Below are 14,566 nucleotides of genomic sequence, written 5' to 3' on the forward strand. Positions count from 1 at the left end.
CAAAGCCGGTCTTGAGAATGCCTGAGTAGATTTGCTTATCACCAAGGATAGCGCATCGAAGTGCTTCTGGTGCAATCTCAGAAGACCGGGAATAATTCGGAAATCCCACCTCACAGGCTGATTGCAGCAGGCTTGATCTATCAAAATGATACCAAGCTATTAACCCCAAACAGAGCGCTAGAAGAGTGGATAAAAGAGGGATTTTCGCGCTCATGCCTCAAACATACTCATTGCAGCGATGTCAGCAATGGGGCGTCTGCCGACCGGCAGGAAATCTCTTTCGTCGGCGATGCGCCGCGCCGAATGGGACCGGCGGCTATCTGCCCCTCTCAACCGGTAAGCCGACTTTCCGCAATCGGCCAATCGCGGTCATTTACATGCGAGATACCCATTCAAGCTGCTGGTCGCAGGCGGGCCGTTGATTGAGGGAATTCTTCGTCGAGTGATGGGCCCAACCAAAATCCATCAAGCGTTGTGCAGGGGAGGATCAGTGCTGCGCAAGCGGGGAGGGTTTTACACTGAACCTGCCTTCAATGCGTAGCCCGCCCGTGGCGGTCTCGCGTCGCCATGTAGCGTAGAGCGAATTGAGCGTGCAACGTGGCGTCGATTGTAATGTCCTCAGGACTTGCTCGCATCATGAGTCGGCCGGCCGTGGTTTTGGCAGCATTGAGCGCAATTGCCGGAGTTCCGCGTCTTTGGCTTCCAACGCAGCCTCCAGCATGATGATACGATTGAGCAACTGGTTGATCACGTTTCGCAGCTCGGCCTTGCCGCTCGTGCTTTGTGGTTTAGCCTTCGGCGGCTTCGGAGCTTCATCGAACAAAGCGAGAAGTTTGGAGCATCGATAGGCCGTCGCTCGACTGACCCCCGCCTCGCGCGCAACATTGGTTATGCTCAGCTTGCCATTCGTCGCGGTGCCTTTGCCGTCGCGCAAGCGGTTATAGGCGTCAAGCAGCGCGACGGTGGCTTGCGATTTCCGGGGAGGGTTCGCTTTCGTCGTCATCGTTCGACCTGTTCCAGCAACTGCCTGTAAATATCGATCTGTGCCTCAATGGCGTGTTTCTGGATCGGGCTGATGTTCTTGCCATTTTTCATGGTCTCGGCATCTGCGATGCATGATTGCAGAGCCAGCACATGCCGCCTCGCCACCACGCTGTTCGGACAACGAGCAGGCTGGCACCTCGTAAATGCCGGCTGCGCCTCAGCTCCTTTCACCTTCAAGCAGAGGGCGTGGTCGGCATAGAAGAAGCAGTCGTTGATATAACCCGGATGAAGCGTGACGGCGGTGTTCGAGAGCATTTTTGCGCGGCGCCGATCATCAACGACCGTGCCGGGCAGATCTCCGATCTTGTTTCTGATGCTTGTAAATTCGGCGACGAGTTTCGATCGCATGGGGCCGCCTGGATTGATCCCTGCCTTCCAGTCCTCGTACATCTCGACGATATCGCTGAGCTGAGCGAGGCGACGTTCCTCTTCGATCTCCGAACGGAAGCCGGATTGGGAAGTGCCCGCATAGCCTTCGAACATCATGGCGCTCGCGTGCCCATATTGTATCATGCCCGCGATCACGCCGAAGGGCTGACTGGCGATGTACCATGCAAGGGTGCGGCGGAGCTGACGCGTGCGCCACCGCCAGGGTTCATCACCCTCGTCCGGGATATGATAAAGTGCCAGTATGCGGTCGGCTTCGGCGGGCGCCGCCGCTGCCATTTCTTCGGCGAGCCGGCGACACTCTTTGGCAAAGTAATTCAGGTATACGGTCGATTGATGCGCCGTAAGCTGGACATTGCCCACCCCCCGAATCAAGGCCGGTTTGAACAGGGGCTCATCATCTCGCGGCGCTTCCGTTCGATCGGCGCTGTTGTGTAGATAGTCCTGCAACCGTATTGCTGCCAATACGGCCCTGGCAACAGGCTCTATCACGGTCCAGCGATGTTCAGCGCCGTCGACGTTTTTACGGGTTTTGAAGATTCTTCCGACGAGTTCGTAGCCCTTAACCTTCCCATGTTCGTCGCGCATGAGTCTGAGGCAACCACGCTTGAGCGCGGCCGCTTCCTCGCCGCGCATTCCTGATAATAGGCCGATTACGAGATAGCACGCGGCTATCGCCGGTATGAAGGTATAACGGCTGCTGAAGCTGGGAAGATGCGACCGCCACGCAATGTTTGTTCCTGGCATGCTGGCCCAACCACTGCTTGCACCTGGGCGCTCGGTTCCGAGTTGCGAGATTGCCTTCTCGAGCATAGCTGAGCGTGCCTTCAGCACTGCCACGCCGAGGCCGCTGGCCTTGCAGATTTCTGGCCACGCGGGTCGACCATCTTGGGTCGCCGGTACTCCAGAGCCCGATGCTTCAAGCGCATCCAAATAAGCGCGCAGGCGCTGGTCGCTTAGTTTCGGTGACACTCTCTGCCGACGCGCGGCGATGTTGATGCCAGCTATACGATGTCGGGCGATAAGATCGTCGATCCCATGATGGACGTAGAACATGGCCCACCGCAACGCCGGCGCGCTAATGGCTTCCGGTATTCGCGGTGTGACATTTTCTCGGCCACCCCGGTATCCCGCGATCCTAGTCGCTGAACGGTTACCCCAAGGAGCTATCTCGATTCCCCGGAACGACAGGGAGGGCGTATAGAGCGCAAGTCGCCGTACGCAGAGGATCTTGTAGACAAGAGTTGCCGGTGCGAGGTGCCGCTTCGCGGACAGCCACTGATCCAGCCAAGGCTGATCGATCTCGTGGAGTCGAAGTCCGGCTTCCCGCACTTCTTGTAGAAAATGCCGGATTATATTGCCGACCTGCATCAGCGAACCAGGTTTCAGGACGCCGAGGCGGCCGCGCACATTGTCTCGGGAGTCGTAGTTTAAAGACAGGAACAGGTATTCTCGTATGAGCTCCCGCTCATCAGCATCGGCGATCCGACCGAAGCAGATACAGGCTTCATGGGCCTTTGTCGGCCGCGCGATGGCACATTCGAGCAGCCACTTATCGTCCCCGACCAGAGAGATATTCTGCTGCTCACGGCCACTCACGACCATCTGGGGCGGAATCACCAATGCCGAACGGTCAATCCGCCAAGATGCTTCGGCACGTTCCAGAACCCGACGCATGTTCAGCCCCGCTGAAGATGTGGCGGCAGCGCTGGCGCCACAGCGGCATTTTCCGCCGTGGACCGAGCCTGTTCGATATCGCCAGCGTCGAACACGGGGAGTATCTGTACCATAATTCGATTATGGTCGGCGCTGTAGCGCTCGTGCCACTCCGCTTCCGTCATGACGGCGCGCCGTTCAGCTAGCCATGTCAGATAGGTCAGCAATGCAGGCAGTTTTCGTGCGGTGAACACTGCATTCGAGCAATGGAGGCAGCCGGTGAACGCGGTGGCGCAGGAGCCGTTGTCGTTCCGCCCAAGAGGGCTCGACCAAAAGCCGGAACACATGCCAAGGAACGTATCGGCATCGCCTGAGACCAACGACGCGACCGCGCCTGCGTCGAGCTTTTGGTTTCCGATCGAGAGGCCGGATGCGAGCGCGCTGACTTCCTCCTTCGGTGGCAGGACCAACGGCATCATCGCCATGTCGAACAGTTGACCTTCAGCGACCGCTACCGAGCGTGCATGCTCTTCTCGAAGCCCGTCCACCGCGGCATAATGCCGAGCGGCAACTGGCTTCGAGTGATCGCTCGCGAAGCGCCGAAGGTGGCCTGTGTGGCGCAAGTAATTGTCCCGCTTCACCGTCTTCCTTAGCCGGGCGGGAACGATCTTGGTTATCGGCTTGCCCGCTTCGTCGACGAGCCAAAGGCTCCTGATCGCGGCATAGAAGTTGTGGGTAGAAAGGCTGAACCGCCGCCAGCTCGGCAGTCCGGCTGCAACGAAGCCCACCCACAGGTAATCCGCATTCGGGTCCCCTCGATCGGCCATTCGCTCGGCGGCGGGTCGGGATAGTTCGAGGGCAAGGCGAACGAGTCCGCCGGGCGTATTAATTCCACCATCACGCACGCGTTCGCGCTTGATCTTCGCGCGGGGGCCGCCTCGTCCCTTTGTGTATTCAATGGAGACGTACCCTCTCGCGGGGTTCTTCAGGCAGTCGCGCCGCAGGGTCCGCAGGCATTCTATCGGCATTTCGACCCGGAGCGCGATGGCGATGATGAAGCAGATCGCATCAGGCAGGGTCAGAACGAGAAGATCGCTGGCCGCGGCGATGGCAACCTTGCGATATTTGAACATGTCGAACTCGCTTCGAGCGGGGCGCGTGCCGTCGGCGACCCTCAGGAACACATTCTCAAAGCGGCTCCTCTCCGGCTTGTTTCGCAAAGCTTCGATCTGCTCGCGGCCCGTCAAGATCCTTTCGCGTGTAGCTACCACGCTGCGATCAGCGGCGTCTTTCAGGACGCGAGCGACGAACGGTGTCAACGGTTCGCGGGGCCGTAATGCCGTTCCGTTGTGCCGGCTCGTGAAGTTGATCCGCGCCTTCAGATCCGGACGAAGCAGATCAGGGTTTCGTTCGTCTATCGCGCGAAGGCCGTGAACAAGGCAACGGAACCGGGAGTATTGACCCCGAACGTCGCAGGCATCGATGTCAGCGGCCGTGATCACGCGAAGCCCCCCGTTGAGGCGCCCGCTGGAGGACAGATGTTTCCCGAGCGGGATCCAGCTCTGTCGATACTGTTCGACACTCGGGACGGCCAGGCCGGCGAACAGCTCGTTCATCATCGGCCCAAGGTACAAGGCAAGATCGCGACCCAGGCCTTCGTTCCCCACCTCGTGCAGCAACCAGGTCATTTCGCGCCCGACACCGTCACGATGATGATAGGCTACGATCGCGTCGGCTCGCGGCTCCTCATCCTGCTGCGGAGGTAAATCGCGGAACGAGAGGCGAGGGCGACCCACTGCTAGAAGAAGCCCATCAGACGAGAGTCCAGCGCCTCGGCCGCCTGATCTACGATTTCGAAGGCTTCATCGAGGTAGGTGAGATATTTTTCAGTGGTCAGGACGCTGGCGTGACCCAGCCATCGCTGGACCCGGCGCAAGGGGTCGCTGACAACCTTCATGTAGATTTCCTCGGTTCGATCCGGGACAGATCGATCGTCGAGCCTCATCACTTCCGCTTTGACGAGGTGTGTAAGCCAGTAGACGGCAAAGGTATGCCGGAGGGTATGGGGCGATACGTGTAGGTCCCAGCCCATGTCCTCCGACAACTTCTTGCTGGTACGCCGGAATATCGACTGCCATGCCGCGGGGGTGAGGGCTTGGCCGTCCTGCGCCAGCCACAATGCTGCCGGCTGCGCACTTTCCAATGGTGCGCCCGATCCGGGCAGCAATAGGAGGTTGCGTCGTTCGTCGATGCGCAGAGTCGCCAGTGATCGAGGGCGCCGCTCGCCCTTGATCAAAACGCGTTGCCCGCCTGCAAGCGTGCCGATGAGCGGCTGCCGCATGGTCCGGACCCCACCCGCGCGTCGCCAGCGATCGACCAACTGGCTCCGCTCCTCGCGAATATAAGCGTCGATGAAGTTACTGGCTACCCGCCTCGGGAACGGCACTGATCGAGGTTTGCGCCCTTTGGTGATTGTGGCGGGCAGGTCGATCATGGTGCTGCGACAGCCGTGAAAGACGCGGGCGTTCGTCGTCGGAAGCTCACCGATCAGAAGGCTTGCGCCTTCTTCGAGCCTAACCCCTGTCGTCACAAGCAGCTCGGCGAACGCGGCATCGCGCATCGGATTCCGCCGGTGAGTGATGCCGTTCGCGTAACCCCCACCGAGCAGGCCTTGGTCTCGGAACAGAACGTAATCCTCGAGCGGGATCATGCGGATCGTATCTTCGGCAACCGCGCCATCACGGCGGAATCTGGTTTTCGGCGCAACTGATATCAGTCCTGCGTCCTCGCTGGCGGCCCATTGATAGAACCGCGTTAGCGCCGCAGAGGTGCGCTTCCAAGACGATCCCGATAGTCGGAGCTCGCCCGGCCCTTCGAGCCGAAGGCTGCGATATTTCCCTACGTCGGCACTCGATGCGTCGAGTAACGACTTTGAACGCGCATCCCGCAGGTAACGGGCAAAGACCTGAAGATCTCGAGCATAGTGGCCTGCGCTGGCAAGGGACACGCCATCGGATCGCAGGAACGTGATGAACGAATTGACTTCTACAACGGGGCTTCCGTCGGAATGAAGGAGAGAAGGGAGATTTGTTTCGGGTAAGTATTTGGTTGCGTCCTGCTTTATGGAGTCATCAAGCGCAGGCCGGATCATCGTCCCATCAAGAAGTATAGGCTCGACGCCGAGCCAAGGATCGAACGGGAAAAGATGCACTGAACCCTCGACATGACACTGGGCGTTTCCATTTTATTGCCCCGACCCGATCGATAATGGGACAATATCCTTATCCCGTCAAAGGGAATGGATCGTCTCAATGGCGACATAATGGCTGTGCATCGCCAATCATCCGGACGAAATCCGCGGCCTCCCGCAATGGTGCCTGCGGCTCATCGTGCTGGTCGAGGCACGCGCAGCCCCGCGGCTGCACACGGTCGAGGGCCTGTGGCGCAGATCGACCCGCGCGCGCCCCGGATCGATGACCGCCTTCATCCGCGACGAACACCTCCTGCCGGCCGACGAGATCGACCGCATCATCCGCGATGCGCCACTCGACCTCATACGGTTCCAGGACGTCGCGGCGGTCATCCCGCTCGGCGAGCGCCCGACGATGGGCGACTGGCTCGACCGCTTCCATGCGGCCTTTCCCGAACGAGGCCGGGGACAAAGCGACGCGCTCGCCGCCTGAAGTCCCCGCCACCATCGCTATCGACCCAACGGAGGATCGTCACATGATTTTGACCGCCACCGAAACGCGCCTCGAAGCCGTGGCCAGGCTCAACGACCGTTGCCGCCAGGGGTTCGACCGCACCGCGAAGATCGTCATGACCCGCGCGTGCCTCGGCGCGCTGTCGAACGGCACGCTCGCCTCGGAAGCCGTCGCCCAGGCGCATGTCCTGCAGGCGCTGCGCCGCTACACTTTCCCCGCCGACTGTCCCGAGCGCGATCGCGGCCAGTTCGAGCTGTCAGGCGAGACGATACACTTCCGTATCGATTATTATGACGTGGCGCTGGAATGGGGATCGGAAGACCCCGCCGACGCCAGCATCACGCGCCGTGTTCTCACGCTCATGCTGCGCGAGGATCTGTGATGCGTATTGTCGGAATGGCCGACAGCTATCAGCTAGCTGGCCGCTAGACGATGACGATCGAGATCATCCTCGGCCTGCCGCATCTCGCAAACGGGCCTATCCTTCAGCGCGCGGTCGCGCTGCAAGCACCGGTGCTGATCTCGGCCAATTGTCTGTCGCGCTGGCGCAAGGCCGATGGCTGGCGCGAGTGGTCGGGATGGCGCACCGGAACGCTCGCCAACGCGCGACCGCTCGCCAGCGTCGACCTCGATTCCGCCGGTTACACCATGATGGTCCGCTATGGCGGGCTTCCCTGGAGCATCGCCGATTACATGGCGCTCGCCGCGTCATGGCCGTTCCGACGCATCTCGTCGGTCGATTCCTGCTGCGAAGAGGGCGTTGCCCACGACCGCGAGGAAGTGCTCGACCGCATCGCGCGCACCACCGCCACCAACCGAGAATGCTTTGCCCGCGCCGACGACTTGGCCATCCGCGACCGGCTGATGCCCGTGCTGCAGGGCCGCGTGCCCGACGACTACGTCCGTTCACTCGACGCGATCGGCGGTCTGATCCTGCCCGGCACCGTCGTCGGCATCGGCAGCATGTGCCGGCGACCGATCCACGGTCCCGAAGGGCTGATCGCCGTCGTCGAGCGGCTGACCCGCATCCTGCCGATCGGCGTCAAGGCGCACCTCTTCGGGGTGAAAGGCGATGCCCTGCCGTACCTCACGCCGTTCGCACGCTGGATCGCCTCGATAGACAGCCAGGGATGGGGCGTAGGCGTGCGACAGCACGCGCTCAGGCATCGCATCGCCAAGACCGACGCGCTCGGCGCCGACTTCATGGAACGCTGGTATCGCACGCAATGCGCGCGAACGCTCGAAACACCGCGACACCTGCCCGAGGCCGCGGCGTCTACTCCACCGCCACCAACCGCCGACCCCTGGGAACGCGCGATCGCGCAGGCTCGCGCCGAGATCCGCGCCCTGATCGAGAGCGGCGATCTCGATCACGATGAGATCACCACCGGATGGATCGAGACCTGGGCGGCCGAGATCTACGCCGACGCGGCCTGACGGAGGTAACCATGCTCACCGACCGCTCCCAGCGCTGGCGCGACCGGCGCAGCTTGTTCGTTGCCGGCGACAGCGTGATCGACCCGCGCCGCTACGCCGTCGATGTCGTCGCCCATGATACTGCCCGCGCATTCCTCGCCGACCATCATTACCTCCCGCGCTATCCCGCCGCCCAGCTCGCCTGCGGGCTGTTCGGTCCGGGCGACCCGGGCAGATCCGCGTTGGTCGGTCTCATCGTGTTCGGCGTGCCGGCGACCGGCGCGGTCATCACCCGGCACACCGGCTATGCCGATCCCGCTCGGGGCTGCGTACTGCAACGGCTCATCTGCCTGCCCTCGGTCGCCGCGAACGGCGAAAGCTTCTTCACGTCGCGCGCCTTCCGCCTCCTGCGCCTCGCCAAGCCCCGGATCGACGCTGTCGTCAGCTTCTCCGATCCCGCCTTCGGCCATTGCGGCGTCGTCTATGCCGCGCTGTCGGGCGCCTATCGCGGCCGCACGAGGCCGCGGACGGTGCTGCGCATCGCCGGCGAGACGATCTCGGAGAGAACGCTGTCGAAGATCCGCAACCTCGAATCCGGCCATGCCGGGGCGATCGACCAGCTGGTGCGGCTCGGTGCGCCGAGGCCGGAGGCGCACGAACACCCCGCCGACTGGCTCGCGCGGCTCCGTGCCGACAATCTGCTCCGCCCGCACCGGCAAAGCCCGCTATTCACCTATTGCTTCGAGCTGACGCGCGACGCCCGGCGCACCGCGCGCGATCTGCCCCGGCTTGCCTATCCGCGCCGGAGCGACGCGATCCGCGAAATCCTCGCGGCATGATCCCCGCGCCAGCGGCGCGAGGGAAGGGGAGCGGGAGCGGGCGGCATGTCACCGACATGCCGGAAGGAGCACCGCCCGTGGATATCCATCTCGCCATCGCCAGCGTCCAGGCCGACGCTGCCCGCATCGCGCGCTACACCGATCGACGCGACCGTTTCCTCGATGCGCTGGACTGGTCCGCGCTCGACGAACAGACCGCGCGCGAGGCCGCGATGCTCGACGATCTGCTCGCCGGCGATCTCGCCGACGCCGCGCTCTACATCCTCTGGCTGGAAGAACGCCTCGCCAGCGGCGAAACCGATGTTCCAGGCGTTCTTCGCTTCTACCCGCACCCGCGCCCCTGGCACGGCGAGTGGATCTCGCTGCACTGACCCTGAAAGGATCGCCATGAGCCGCCACCAGTTTCCCGGTATCGAACCCGGCACCAGCGTCAGCATCGGGTGGGACCGCCCGCTTGGCACCTTCTTCGTCCAGGTGCTGCGCCCGCACCCGCATCTCACGGGTGAGGACGAAACCGTCGCATGGCATGGCGCGCACCCCGGCGAGCTGACCACAGCGGCCGCCGCGGTCACCATCGCCTCACGCTGGGCCGATCTTCCCGCCGATCTCGCGATCACGCTCGAGACCGACCGGCTGATGACCCTCGGCCAGTCCGATGGCGAGGCGCAGATCGCCATCAAGCGCCGCTTCTTCGGCGACTGAGTACCCGACAAGAAAGGGGAGGGGGATGGGGCGCGTCGATCAATGACGATCGACGGAGAGCCCCATGCCATATTTTATCGATCTCGGTGCCGGTCCCGCCGAGGAGGATTGCGCGCAACTCGGCCAGTCGCCCAACTTCGACAGCCTCAACCGCCTCGAAATCGCGGTCTACAAGTCCGCGCTGATCGCACGCTACGGCCCGCCGCCCCCGGGATGCCGCCTCGCCGGCCTGTCCAACCGACACGATTTCGGTCGCTATGTCGAACTCGTCCTCCATATCGAGAACGAGCTCGACGAGGCCGTCGCCGACTATGCGACACGCGTCGAGGAGGGACTCGCCACCTGGCGCGAGGCGGGCTTCACCGCGCCGGTCGAGTATAACGGCGAGACGCCCACCATCGTCCATGCCGATCCGGCCGATGCCGTCATCAGCGCGCTGCTGATTACCCGGCCCGGGCCGAACGGTCTTTTCCCGATCCCGGATTTCGCGGTCCTGCACGGCAATCTCACGCAGGCTTACCCCGCCGAGGCCGCGGCCGCCAACGCGCGTCTCGCCGAGGCCGCGGACGCCTGAGCGCGACCGCACAGAGCGATTTCCCATCATTTCGGAGCATTCCCATGGCGAACACCTACACCAAGGCCGCGTTCACGCTGACCATGAGCCACGCCGACGCGGCGTTGCTAACCATTGCCGAACAGGCAGTCGATATCCTCGACACCAACGGCGACGATGCCGACCTCGCCCACGAATATGACGCGCTCGATCCCGCGTTTCACGCCGTGTTCCCGGCGAAGGGGCCGATGAAGTTCGAAAGCTTCCTCGAGATATTCGACGATTGGCATTTCCCTTATCTCGACTGCGCGATCGACATCGACTGGAAAGGCGAAGACGGGAACGCGCGCGTATTCTTCAGCGGCGATCAATTCGGCGTCGAACAGGTCGCCCAGCTCATCTTCCGCGCTTGCAAGTCCGCGCTCCCCTGCGGGTTCGCATGGATCTCCGACTGCGACCGGCTGCGCCCCGGCGAGTTCGGAGGCGGCTGCGTCATCATTACCGACGCGGGGCTGACGTTCCACAGCACCCAGGACATCCTCGATCGCGCCGCGCGCAGCGCCGCAGCCGATCCCGACACCCATGGTCACGAGGGTCGCTTCGGTTTCGTGCTCGCCTCGCGCGACCAGGACGGCCACGCCGTCTTCTGGAACAACGACGACGGCTTCGGGGCACTCGCCAGCGCGACCGTGTTCTCGAAAGCCGAGGCCCGCGCACACGATCCGGTCATCGCCAACGACGAACCCGAGTGGCTGGCGCTGCCAGCGCCGCTCGCGGCCTGAACGGCCATGTTCATCGACATCGGACGCGGCCTGGTCGCCGGCCTTCCGGCCCTCGCCCTGCCGCCCGCCATCCTCGACGCGGTCGAACGCGGCGCATGGATCGTCTTCAACCTCTCGGGCGGCAAGGACAGCTCGGCCGCGATGTTCGCGGTCAACCTGATCCTCGATGCGCTCGGCCATCCGCGCGAGCGGCGTATCGCCATTCACGCCGACCTCGGCCGTGCCGAATGGGACGAAACGCCCGCGACGGTCGAGGATCTCGCGGCCCACGCCGGCGTCCCGCTGACGATCGTCCGGCGCAACGCCGGCGACCTGTTCGACCGCTGGGCCACGCGCTTTGCCAACGGCAAGGCGCGCTACGAGGCACTCGAAACCTATAATCTGATCGGTCCCTGGTCATCCTCGGCGCTGCGCTTCTGCACCTCAGAGATGAAGGCCCATGTCATCGGGCCGCACCTCGCCAGACTGCTGCGCGGCCAGACTATCATCAACGTGCTGGGACTGCGCCGCGACGAGAGCATCGCTCGGTCACGCACACCCGAATGGAAAGCAGACGCGCGCTACGCCGCTGCCGGCAATCCGCACGGCACCGCGATGATGCTGTGGAACCCGATCGCGCACTGGACGACACCACAGGTCTTCGCCGCGCACGATACGCTCGGCATCCCGCTGCACGTCGCCTACACCTGTTACCAGTCGTCACGACTGTCGTGCCGCTTTTGCGTCCTTCAATCGCTCGGCGACGCCCAGGCATCGGCTTCGGCACCGGCGAACCGTCCCGCGCTGCTCCACCTGGTCGGCCTCGAGGCGACCTCAACCTTCTCGTTCCAGCCCGCACGCTGGCTCGCCGACGTCGCACCGCGTCACATACCGGGTAATTTGAGGAACCGGATTTCCCTCGCCAAGGCCGATGCCGCCGAGCGGCGACGGCTCGAAGCCGCGATGCCGCCCGACCTGCGCTACGTCAAAGGCTGGCCGCCGCGCATTCCCACCATCGAGGAGGCCGGCATCATCGCCGCGTCCCGCGCACCGATCCTCTCGCGGCACGGTCTCGCCGATCTCTATCCCAATGCCGGCGCGGTGCGAGACCGCTTTTCCGACCTGATCGCGCTGAAGCGTGCCGCCTGATCCAGAGCAAGGAGCTTTCATCATGCCCGATATCACCGATCTCCCCGTCATGACGCGCGCCGACGCGATCGCCGCGGGCTTCGCCGGTTACAACGACGTGCCGCACAAGCCCATCGACGTGCCTGACGGCGCGTTCACGATCACGGCGAAGACCAGCGAGGGTCGCCGCGTGACCTTCTGCTTTCTCGAAAAGACTTATGGTGGCCCGCCGCGTTTCATCGACATCCAGTTCCACGATCGCGGCACCACGATCCCCAACGCCGATAACGGGGTATCACCCACCTTCAACGCGTTCGCGATCACGCGTGGCGGCAGGTTCGTCGCCGACAGTCGCCCGCTCGACGAGGACATCAAGCCCTCGATCCTCGTGCTCATGCTCGACAAGGCTGGGGAAGAACCCGCGCGATCCGCGACCAAACCGGCGCCGATGTCGGACACCGACCTCGCGGCTCTGCTGACCCGCGCGGCCGAAGTCGTGGCTGCGCCCGACAGCCGGATCGCGTCGCATCGCAACACGCTTGCCGGCCAGCTCATCGCCGAGGCCGCGATCAGGCGGGCGCGCCCGTCATGACCACCCCCTCGCGCAGCGACGGGATGCACGTCGCCCATACCGCAACGGGCTGGGTCGTGTTCGACAACAGCTTGTCACACCCCTCTCGCCTCTCGGGCGCCTATCCGTCGCGCGCCGCGGCGACCGCCCGCAAGCGGGCGCTCGCGCGTGCGCTGCGCCACCAGCGTCCCGACGAAGCACCGGACGTCTGAGGAAGGGGAAGGGGGACCGGCTGTTATGAACCGGGAGGATCATCCGACCCGGTGACAACCGGAGCCGACCCAATGCGCAGCATCCTCGCCTTCTACGAAATCGACCGTGCCTGGGGCGGCCCCGAGAAGGGGGATGGTGGTACGACACCGGCACCTTCGTCCGCGTGATCGCCCTCCATTACCACGACGAGGCCGCGATCGCGGCGATGCGCCGCGCCAACCGGCTGCTCGAGCGCCTGCAGCGGCATCGCCCGCCGGTGGATTCGGCCGCCTACACCGGCGGACGCTTCCGCGCCTTCAGCTTCTCCGGCCTCCCGCCCACGCGGTTTCCCGCACGTCGCCCGGAATATTCCTGACCCAGCAGAAAGGGACCAGCCCATGTATCGCGTCCATTATTTCGACACCAGCGAAGCCGCGCATGACGCCTGTCTCGATGACGGTCCCTGCATCGAGGAAGGCGACGTTCTCGCCATCCTGTCGGAGGGCGTCATCGGTCTCGCCTCGACCGATCCGATCGCCGTCACCCTCGACCCCGGCGCACTGCGCATCGTCCGCCCGATGGCGATGGACGTGCTGCTAGCAGAACTCGTCCACGGCGCCTCCCAGATCCGCCGCGCGGTCGCGACCGCCCTCCTGCACCATTTGCCCGTGCAGCCCCATTTCCTCGCCTTCGTCGCGCCGGCGCTGCCCTATCCCTATCCGCAGACCGTCGTCGCGCTCTCGTTCGACGATATCATGCTGACGATCGATGCGATCCACCACCGTATCACGGCGCTCGAACGCCGGTTGGGGACACTCGAATCCGACAGCGCGCACGCCTTCTTCCTGCAACGCTCGATCGATCATCTGTCGGCCGCCCGGAAGCGCCTCATGCGACATCCGCGACCGCCTCGCTGAACGGCACGGCATCGCCTCGCGACGATGCCGGCACCGGCTGCGCCGGAAGGAGAGAGGGACCGGATCGGCATCCTGGACATGGGGTCCGGGCATTTTGCCGAAAGGTCACGATCATGTGCATCGATCCCAACGCCGAGCCCGTCGCCTTCGCGCTCGACACCAAACTCTGCCACCTCCTGCCCACGCTGACCGAGCCGCACCGCGAAGCCATCGCCCAGGATCTCGCGCGCACCGCCATCTTCATGGCGACCGCAATGGCGGCCGACATGGCGCAGGACGCGGTGAACGGCCTCGTGCCGATCCCGAAGATGCCGACGCTCGGCAAGCCGCCCGCACCCGCGCTGGTCCCACAGGCGCAAACGCCGCGCGATACCGTGCTGCTGACCCCCGCGGTCGCGCCCGTCGTCACGATCAAGGCCAAAACGACCGACGTCACCGTCGCCGGCTTCGACCAGCGTCAAGGCTACACGTTCGGGATCGACAACAAGTCCGACCGGCTGATCGACATCCGCCACGCCGGCAAATGCTGGTGCATCGATCCGAGCGACGAGGCGACCGACGTCGTCAGCCGCGCGATCGGCGCGCTCGCCGCGGCACACGCCGATATCGGCACCGCCCTGACCGACAAGATCGGCCGATGATCGGCAGGCCCGGTCCGCGTCCCGCACGATCCACCGTCCGCGTGAAGACGCGGTC

Annotated in this window: 18 protein-coding genes and 1 pseudogene; 14 read left to right on the plus strand and 5 right to left on the minus strand. The window is 63.9% G+C overall.

What is annotated here, in order from left to right; genetic code table 11:
- The 5 genes from ON00_RS21095 to ON00_RS20380 form a co-directional block, all read right to left on the minus strand.
- Nucleotides 1-214, minus strand: a 214-nt coding sequence (locus tag ON00_RS21095; protein ID WP_211207184.1) for a hypothetical protein, incomplete at its 3' end; no start/stop codon positions are given.
- Between the two features lie 420 nt (nucleotides 215-634).
- The gene (locus ON00_RS19985) at nucleotides 635-1,003 is read right to left on the minus strand and encodes a hypothetical protein (protein WP_010409068.1); all 369 of its coding nucleotides are present in this window, start codon (nucleotides 1,001-1,003) and stop codon (nucleotides 635-637) included.
- A complete protein-coding gene (locus ON00_RS19120; protein ID WP_048939652.1) occupies nucleotides 1,000-3,108 on the minus strand; it encodes a site-specific integrase in 2,109 nt (702 codons plus the stop codon). The genes ON00_RS19985 and ON00_RS19120 overlap by 4 nt, the downstream gene beginning before the upstream one ends.
- Before the next feature lie 2 nt (nucleotides 3,109-3,110).
- On the minus strand, nucleotides 3,111-4,775 hold the full coding sequence (locus ON00_RS19990; RefSeq protein WP_010409072.1) for a hypothetical protein: 1,665 nt from the start codon (nucleotides 4,773-4,775) through the stop codon (nucleotides 3,111-3,113).
- A gap of 110 nt (nucleotides 4,776-4,885) precedes the next feature.
- Nucleotides 4,886-6,298 carry a tyrosine-type recombinase/integrase gene (locus ON00_RS20380; protein WP_083834191.1) on the minus strand — a complete coding sequence of 471 codons (1,413 nt, stop codon included), beginning with the start codon at nucleotides 6,296-6,298 and terminating at the stop codon, nucleotides 4,886-4,888.
- A gap of 124 nt (nucleotides 6,299-6,422) precedes the next feature.
- Here ON00_RS20380 and ON00_RS19135 point away from each other — a divergent pair.
- The 14 genes and pseudogenes from ON00_RS19135 to ON00_RS19200 form a co-directional block, all read left to right on the plus strand.
- Nucleotides 6,423-6,770 (plus strand): annotated as a pseudogene (locus ON00_RS19135) (hypothetical protein); the annotation flags it as partial.
- A 43-nt stretch (nucleotides 6,771-6,813) separates the two neighbouring features.
- Nucleotides 6,814-7,173 carry a DUF3768 domain-containing protein gene (locus tag ON00_RS19140; RefSeq protein WP_010409079.1) on the plus strand — a complete coding sequence of 120 codons (360 nt, stop codon included), beginning with the start codon at nucleotides 6,814-6,816 and terminating at the stop codon, nucleotides 7,171-7,173.
- Between the two features lie 50 nt (nucleotides 7,174-7,223).
- Nucleotides 7,224-8,228, plus strand: coding sequence for a deazapurine DNA modification protein DpdA family protein (locus ON00_RS19145; protein WP_010409082.1), 1,005 nt, complete (start codon nucleotides 7,224-7,226; stop codon nucleotides 8,226-8,228).
- Nucleotides 8,229-8,239: 11 nt separating this feature from the next.
- The gene (locus tag ON00_RS19150; RefSeq protein ID WP_010409084.1) at nucleotides 8,240-9,046 is read left to right on the plus strand and encodes a Mom family adenine methylcarbamoylation protein; all 807 of its coding nucleotides are present in this window, start codon (nucleotides 8,240-8,242) and stop codon (nucleotides 9,044-9,046) included.
- A gap of 77 nt (nucleotides 9,047-9,123) precedes the next feature.
- Complete coding sequence (locus tag ON00_RS19155; protein ID WP_010409087.1) at nucleotides 9,124-9,417, plus strand: hypothetical protein; 294 nt, start codon at nucleotides 9,124-9,126, stop codon at nucleotides 9,415-9,417.
- A gap of 16 nt (nucleotides 9,418-9,433) precedes the next feature.
- Entirely contained in the window at nucleotides 9,434-9,748 is a 315-nt protein-coding gene (locus ON00_RS19160; RefSeq protein ID WP_010409090.1) for a hypothetical protein, read from the plus strand.
- Nucleotides 9,749-9,812: 64 nt separating this feature from the next.
- The gene (locus ON00_RS19165; protein ID WP_010409093.1) at nucleotides 9,813-10,322 is read left to right on the plus strand and encodes a hypothetical protein; all 510 of its coding nucleotides are present in this window, start codon (nucleotides 9,813-9,815) and stop codon (nucleotides 10,320-10,322) included.
- A 44-nt stretch (nucleotides 10,323-10,366) separates the two neighbouring features.
- Nucleotides 10,367-11,083 (plus strand): hypothetical protein, encoded by a 717-nt coding sequence (locus ON00_RS19170; RefSeq protein WP_010409095.1) that lies wholly within the window; start codon nucleotides 10,367-10,369, stop codon nucleotides 11,081-11,083.
- 6 nt (nucleotides 11,084-11,089) lie between these two features.
- Entirely contained in the window at nucleotides 11,090-12,211 is a 1,122-nt protein-coding gene (locus tag ON00_RS19175) for a phosphoadenosine phosphosulfate reductase domain-containing protein (RefSeq protein WP_010409098.1), read from the plus strand.
- A 49-nt stretch (nucleotides 12,212-12,260) separates the two neighbouring features.
- Complete coding sequence (locus ON00_RS21295) at nucleotides 12,261-12,782, plus strand: hypothetical protein (protein ID WP_245535646.1); 522 nt, start codon at nucleotides 12,261-12,263, stop codon at nucleotides 12,780-12,782.
- A complete protein-coding gene (locus ON00_RS19185) occupies nucleotides 12,779-12,973 on the plus strand; it encodes a hypothetical protein (protein ID WP_010409103.1) in 195 nt (64 codons plus the stop codon). Before ON00_RS21295 ends, ON00_RS19185 begins: the two co-directional genes overlap by 4 nt.
- A gap of 164 nt (nucleotides 12,974-13,137) precedes the next feature.
- A complete protein-coding gene (locus ON00_RS19190) occupies nucleotides 13,138-13,329 on the plus strand; it encodes a hypothetical protein (protein WP_010409107.1) in 192 nt (63 codons plus the stop codon).
- 22 nt (nucleotides 13,330-13,351) lie between these two features.
- A complete protein-coding gene (locus tag ON00_RS19195) occupies nucleotides 13,352-13,870 on the plus strand; it encodes a hypothetical protein (protein ID WP_010409110.1) in 519 nt (172 codons plus the stop codon).
- A 113-nt stretch (nucleotides 13,871-13,983) separates the two neighbouring features.
- Nucleotides 13,984-14,511 (plus strand): hypothetical protein, encoded by a 528-nt coding sequence (locus ON00_RS19200; RefSeq protein WP_010409112.1) that lies wholly within the window; start codon nucleotides 13,984-13,986, stop codon nucleotides 14,509-14,511.
- Nucleotides 14,512-14,566: the final 55 nt, after the last annotated feature.

It is taken from the genome of Sphingomonas echinoides ATCC 14820, assembly GCF_000241465.1.
In the GTDB taxonomy this organism is placed as follows: domain Bacteria; phylum Pseudomonadota; class Alphaproteobacteria; order Sphingomonadales; family Sphingomonadaceae; genus Sphingomonas; species Sphingomonas echinoides.

Bases quoted from the DNA above. Each gene is read 5' to 3' on its own strand.
- ON00_RS19985 (WP_010409068.1), bottom strand. From the start codon at position 1,003: ATGACGACGAAAGCGAACCCTCCCCGGAAATCGCAAGCCACCGTCGCG.
- ON00_RS19120 (WP_048939652.1), bottom strand. From the start codon at position 3,108: ATGCGTCGGGTTCTGGAACGTGCCGAAGCATCTTGGCGGATTGACCGT.
- ON00_RS19990 (WP_010409072.1), bottom strand. From the start codon at position 4,775: ATGACCTGGTTGCTGCACGAGGTGGGGAACGAAGGCCTGGGTCGCGAT.
- ON00_RS19140 (WP_010409079.1), top strand. From the start codon at position 6,814: ATGATTTTGACCGCCACCGAAACGCGCCTCGAAGCCGTGGCCAGGCTC.
- ON00_RS19145 (WP_010409082.1), top strand. From the start codon at position 7,224: ATGACGATCGAGATCATCCTCGGCCTGCCGCATCTCGCAAACGGGCCT.
- ON00_RS19150 (WP_010409084.1), top strand. From the start codon at position 8,240: ATGCTCACCGACCGCTCCCAGCGCTGGCGCGACCGGCGCAGCTTGTTC.
- ON00_RS19160 (WP_010409090.1), top strand. From the start codon at position 9,434: ATGAGCCGCCACCAGTTTCCCGGTATCGAACCCGGCACCAGCGTCAGC.
- ON00_RS19165 (WP_010409093.1), top strand. From the start codon at position 9,813: ATGCCATATTTTATCGATCTCGGTGCCGGTCCCGCCGAGGAGGATTGC.
- ON00_RS19170 (WP_010409095.1), top strand. From the start codon at position 10,367: ATGGCGAACACCTACACCAAGGCCGCGTTCACGCTGACCATGAGCCAC.
- ON00_RS19175 (WP_010409098.1), top strand. From the start codon at position 11,090: ATGTTCATCGACATCGGACGCGGCCTGGTCGCCGGCCTTCCGGCCCTC.
- ON00_RS21295 (WP_245535646.1), top strand. From the start codon at position 12,261: ATGACGCGCGCCGACGCGATCGCCGCGGGCTTCGCCGGTTACAACGAC.
- ON00_RS19185 (WP_010409103.1), top strand. From the start codon at position 12,779: ATGACCACCCCCTCGCGCAGCGACGGGATGCACGTCGCCCATACCGCA.
- ON00_RS19195 (WP_010409110.1), top strand. From the start codon at position 13,352: ATGTATCGCGTCCATTATTTCGACACCAGCGAAGCCGCGCATGACGCC.
- ON00_RS19200 (WP_010409112.1), top strand. From the start codon at position 13,984: ATGTGCATCGATCCCAACGCCGAGCCCGTCGCCTTCGCGCTCGACACC.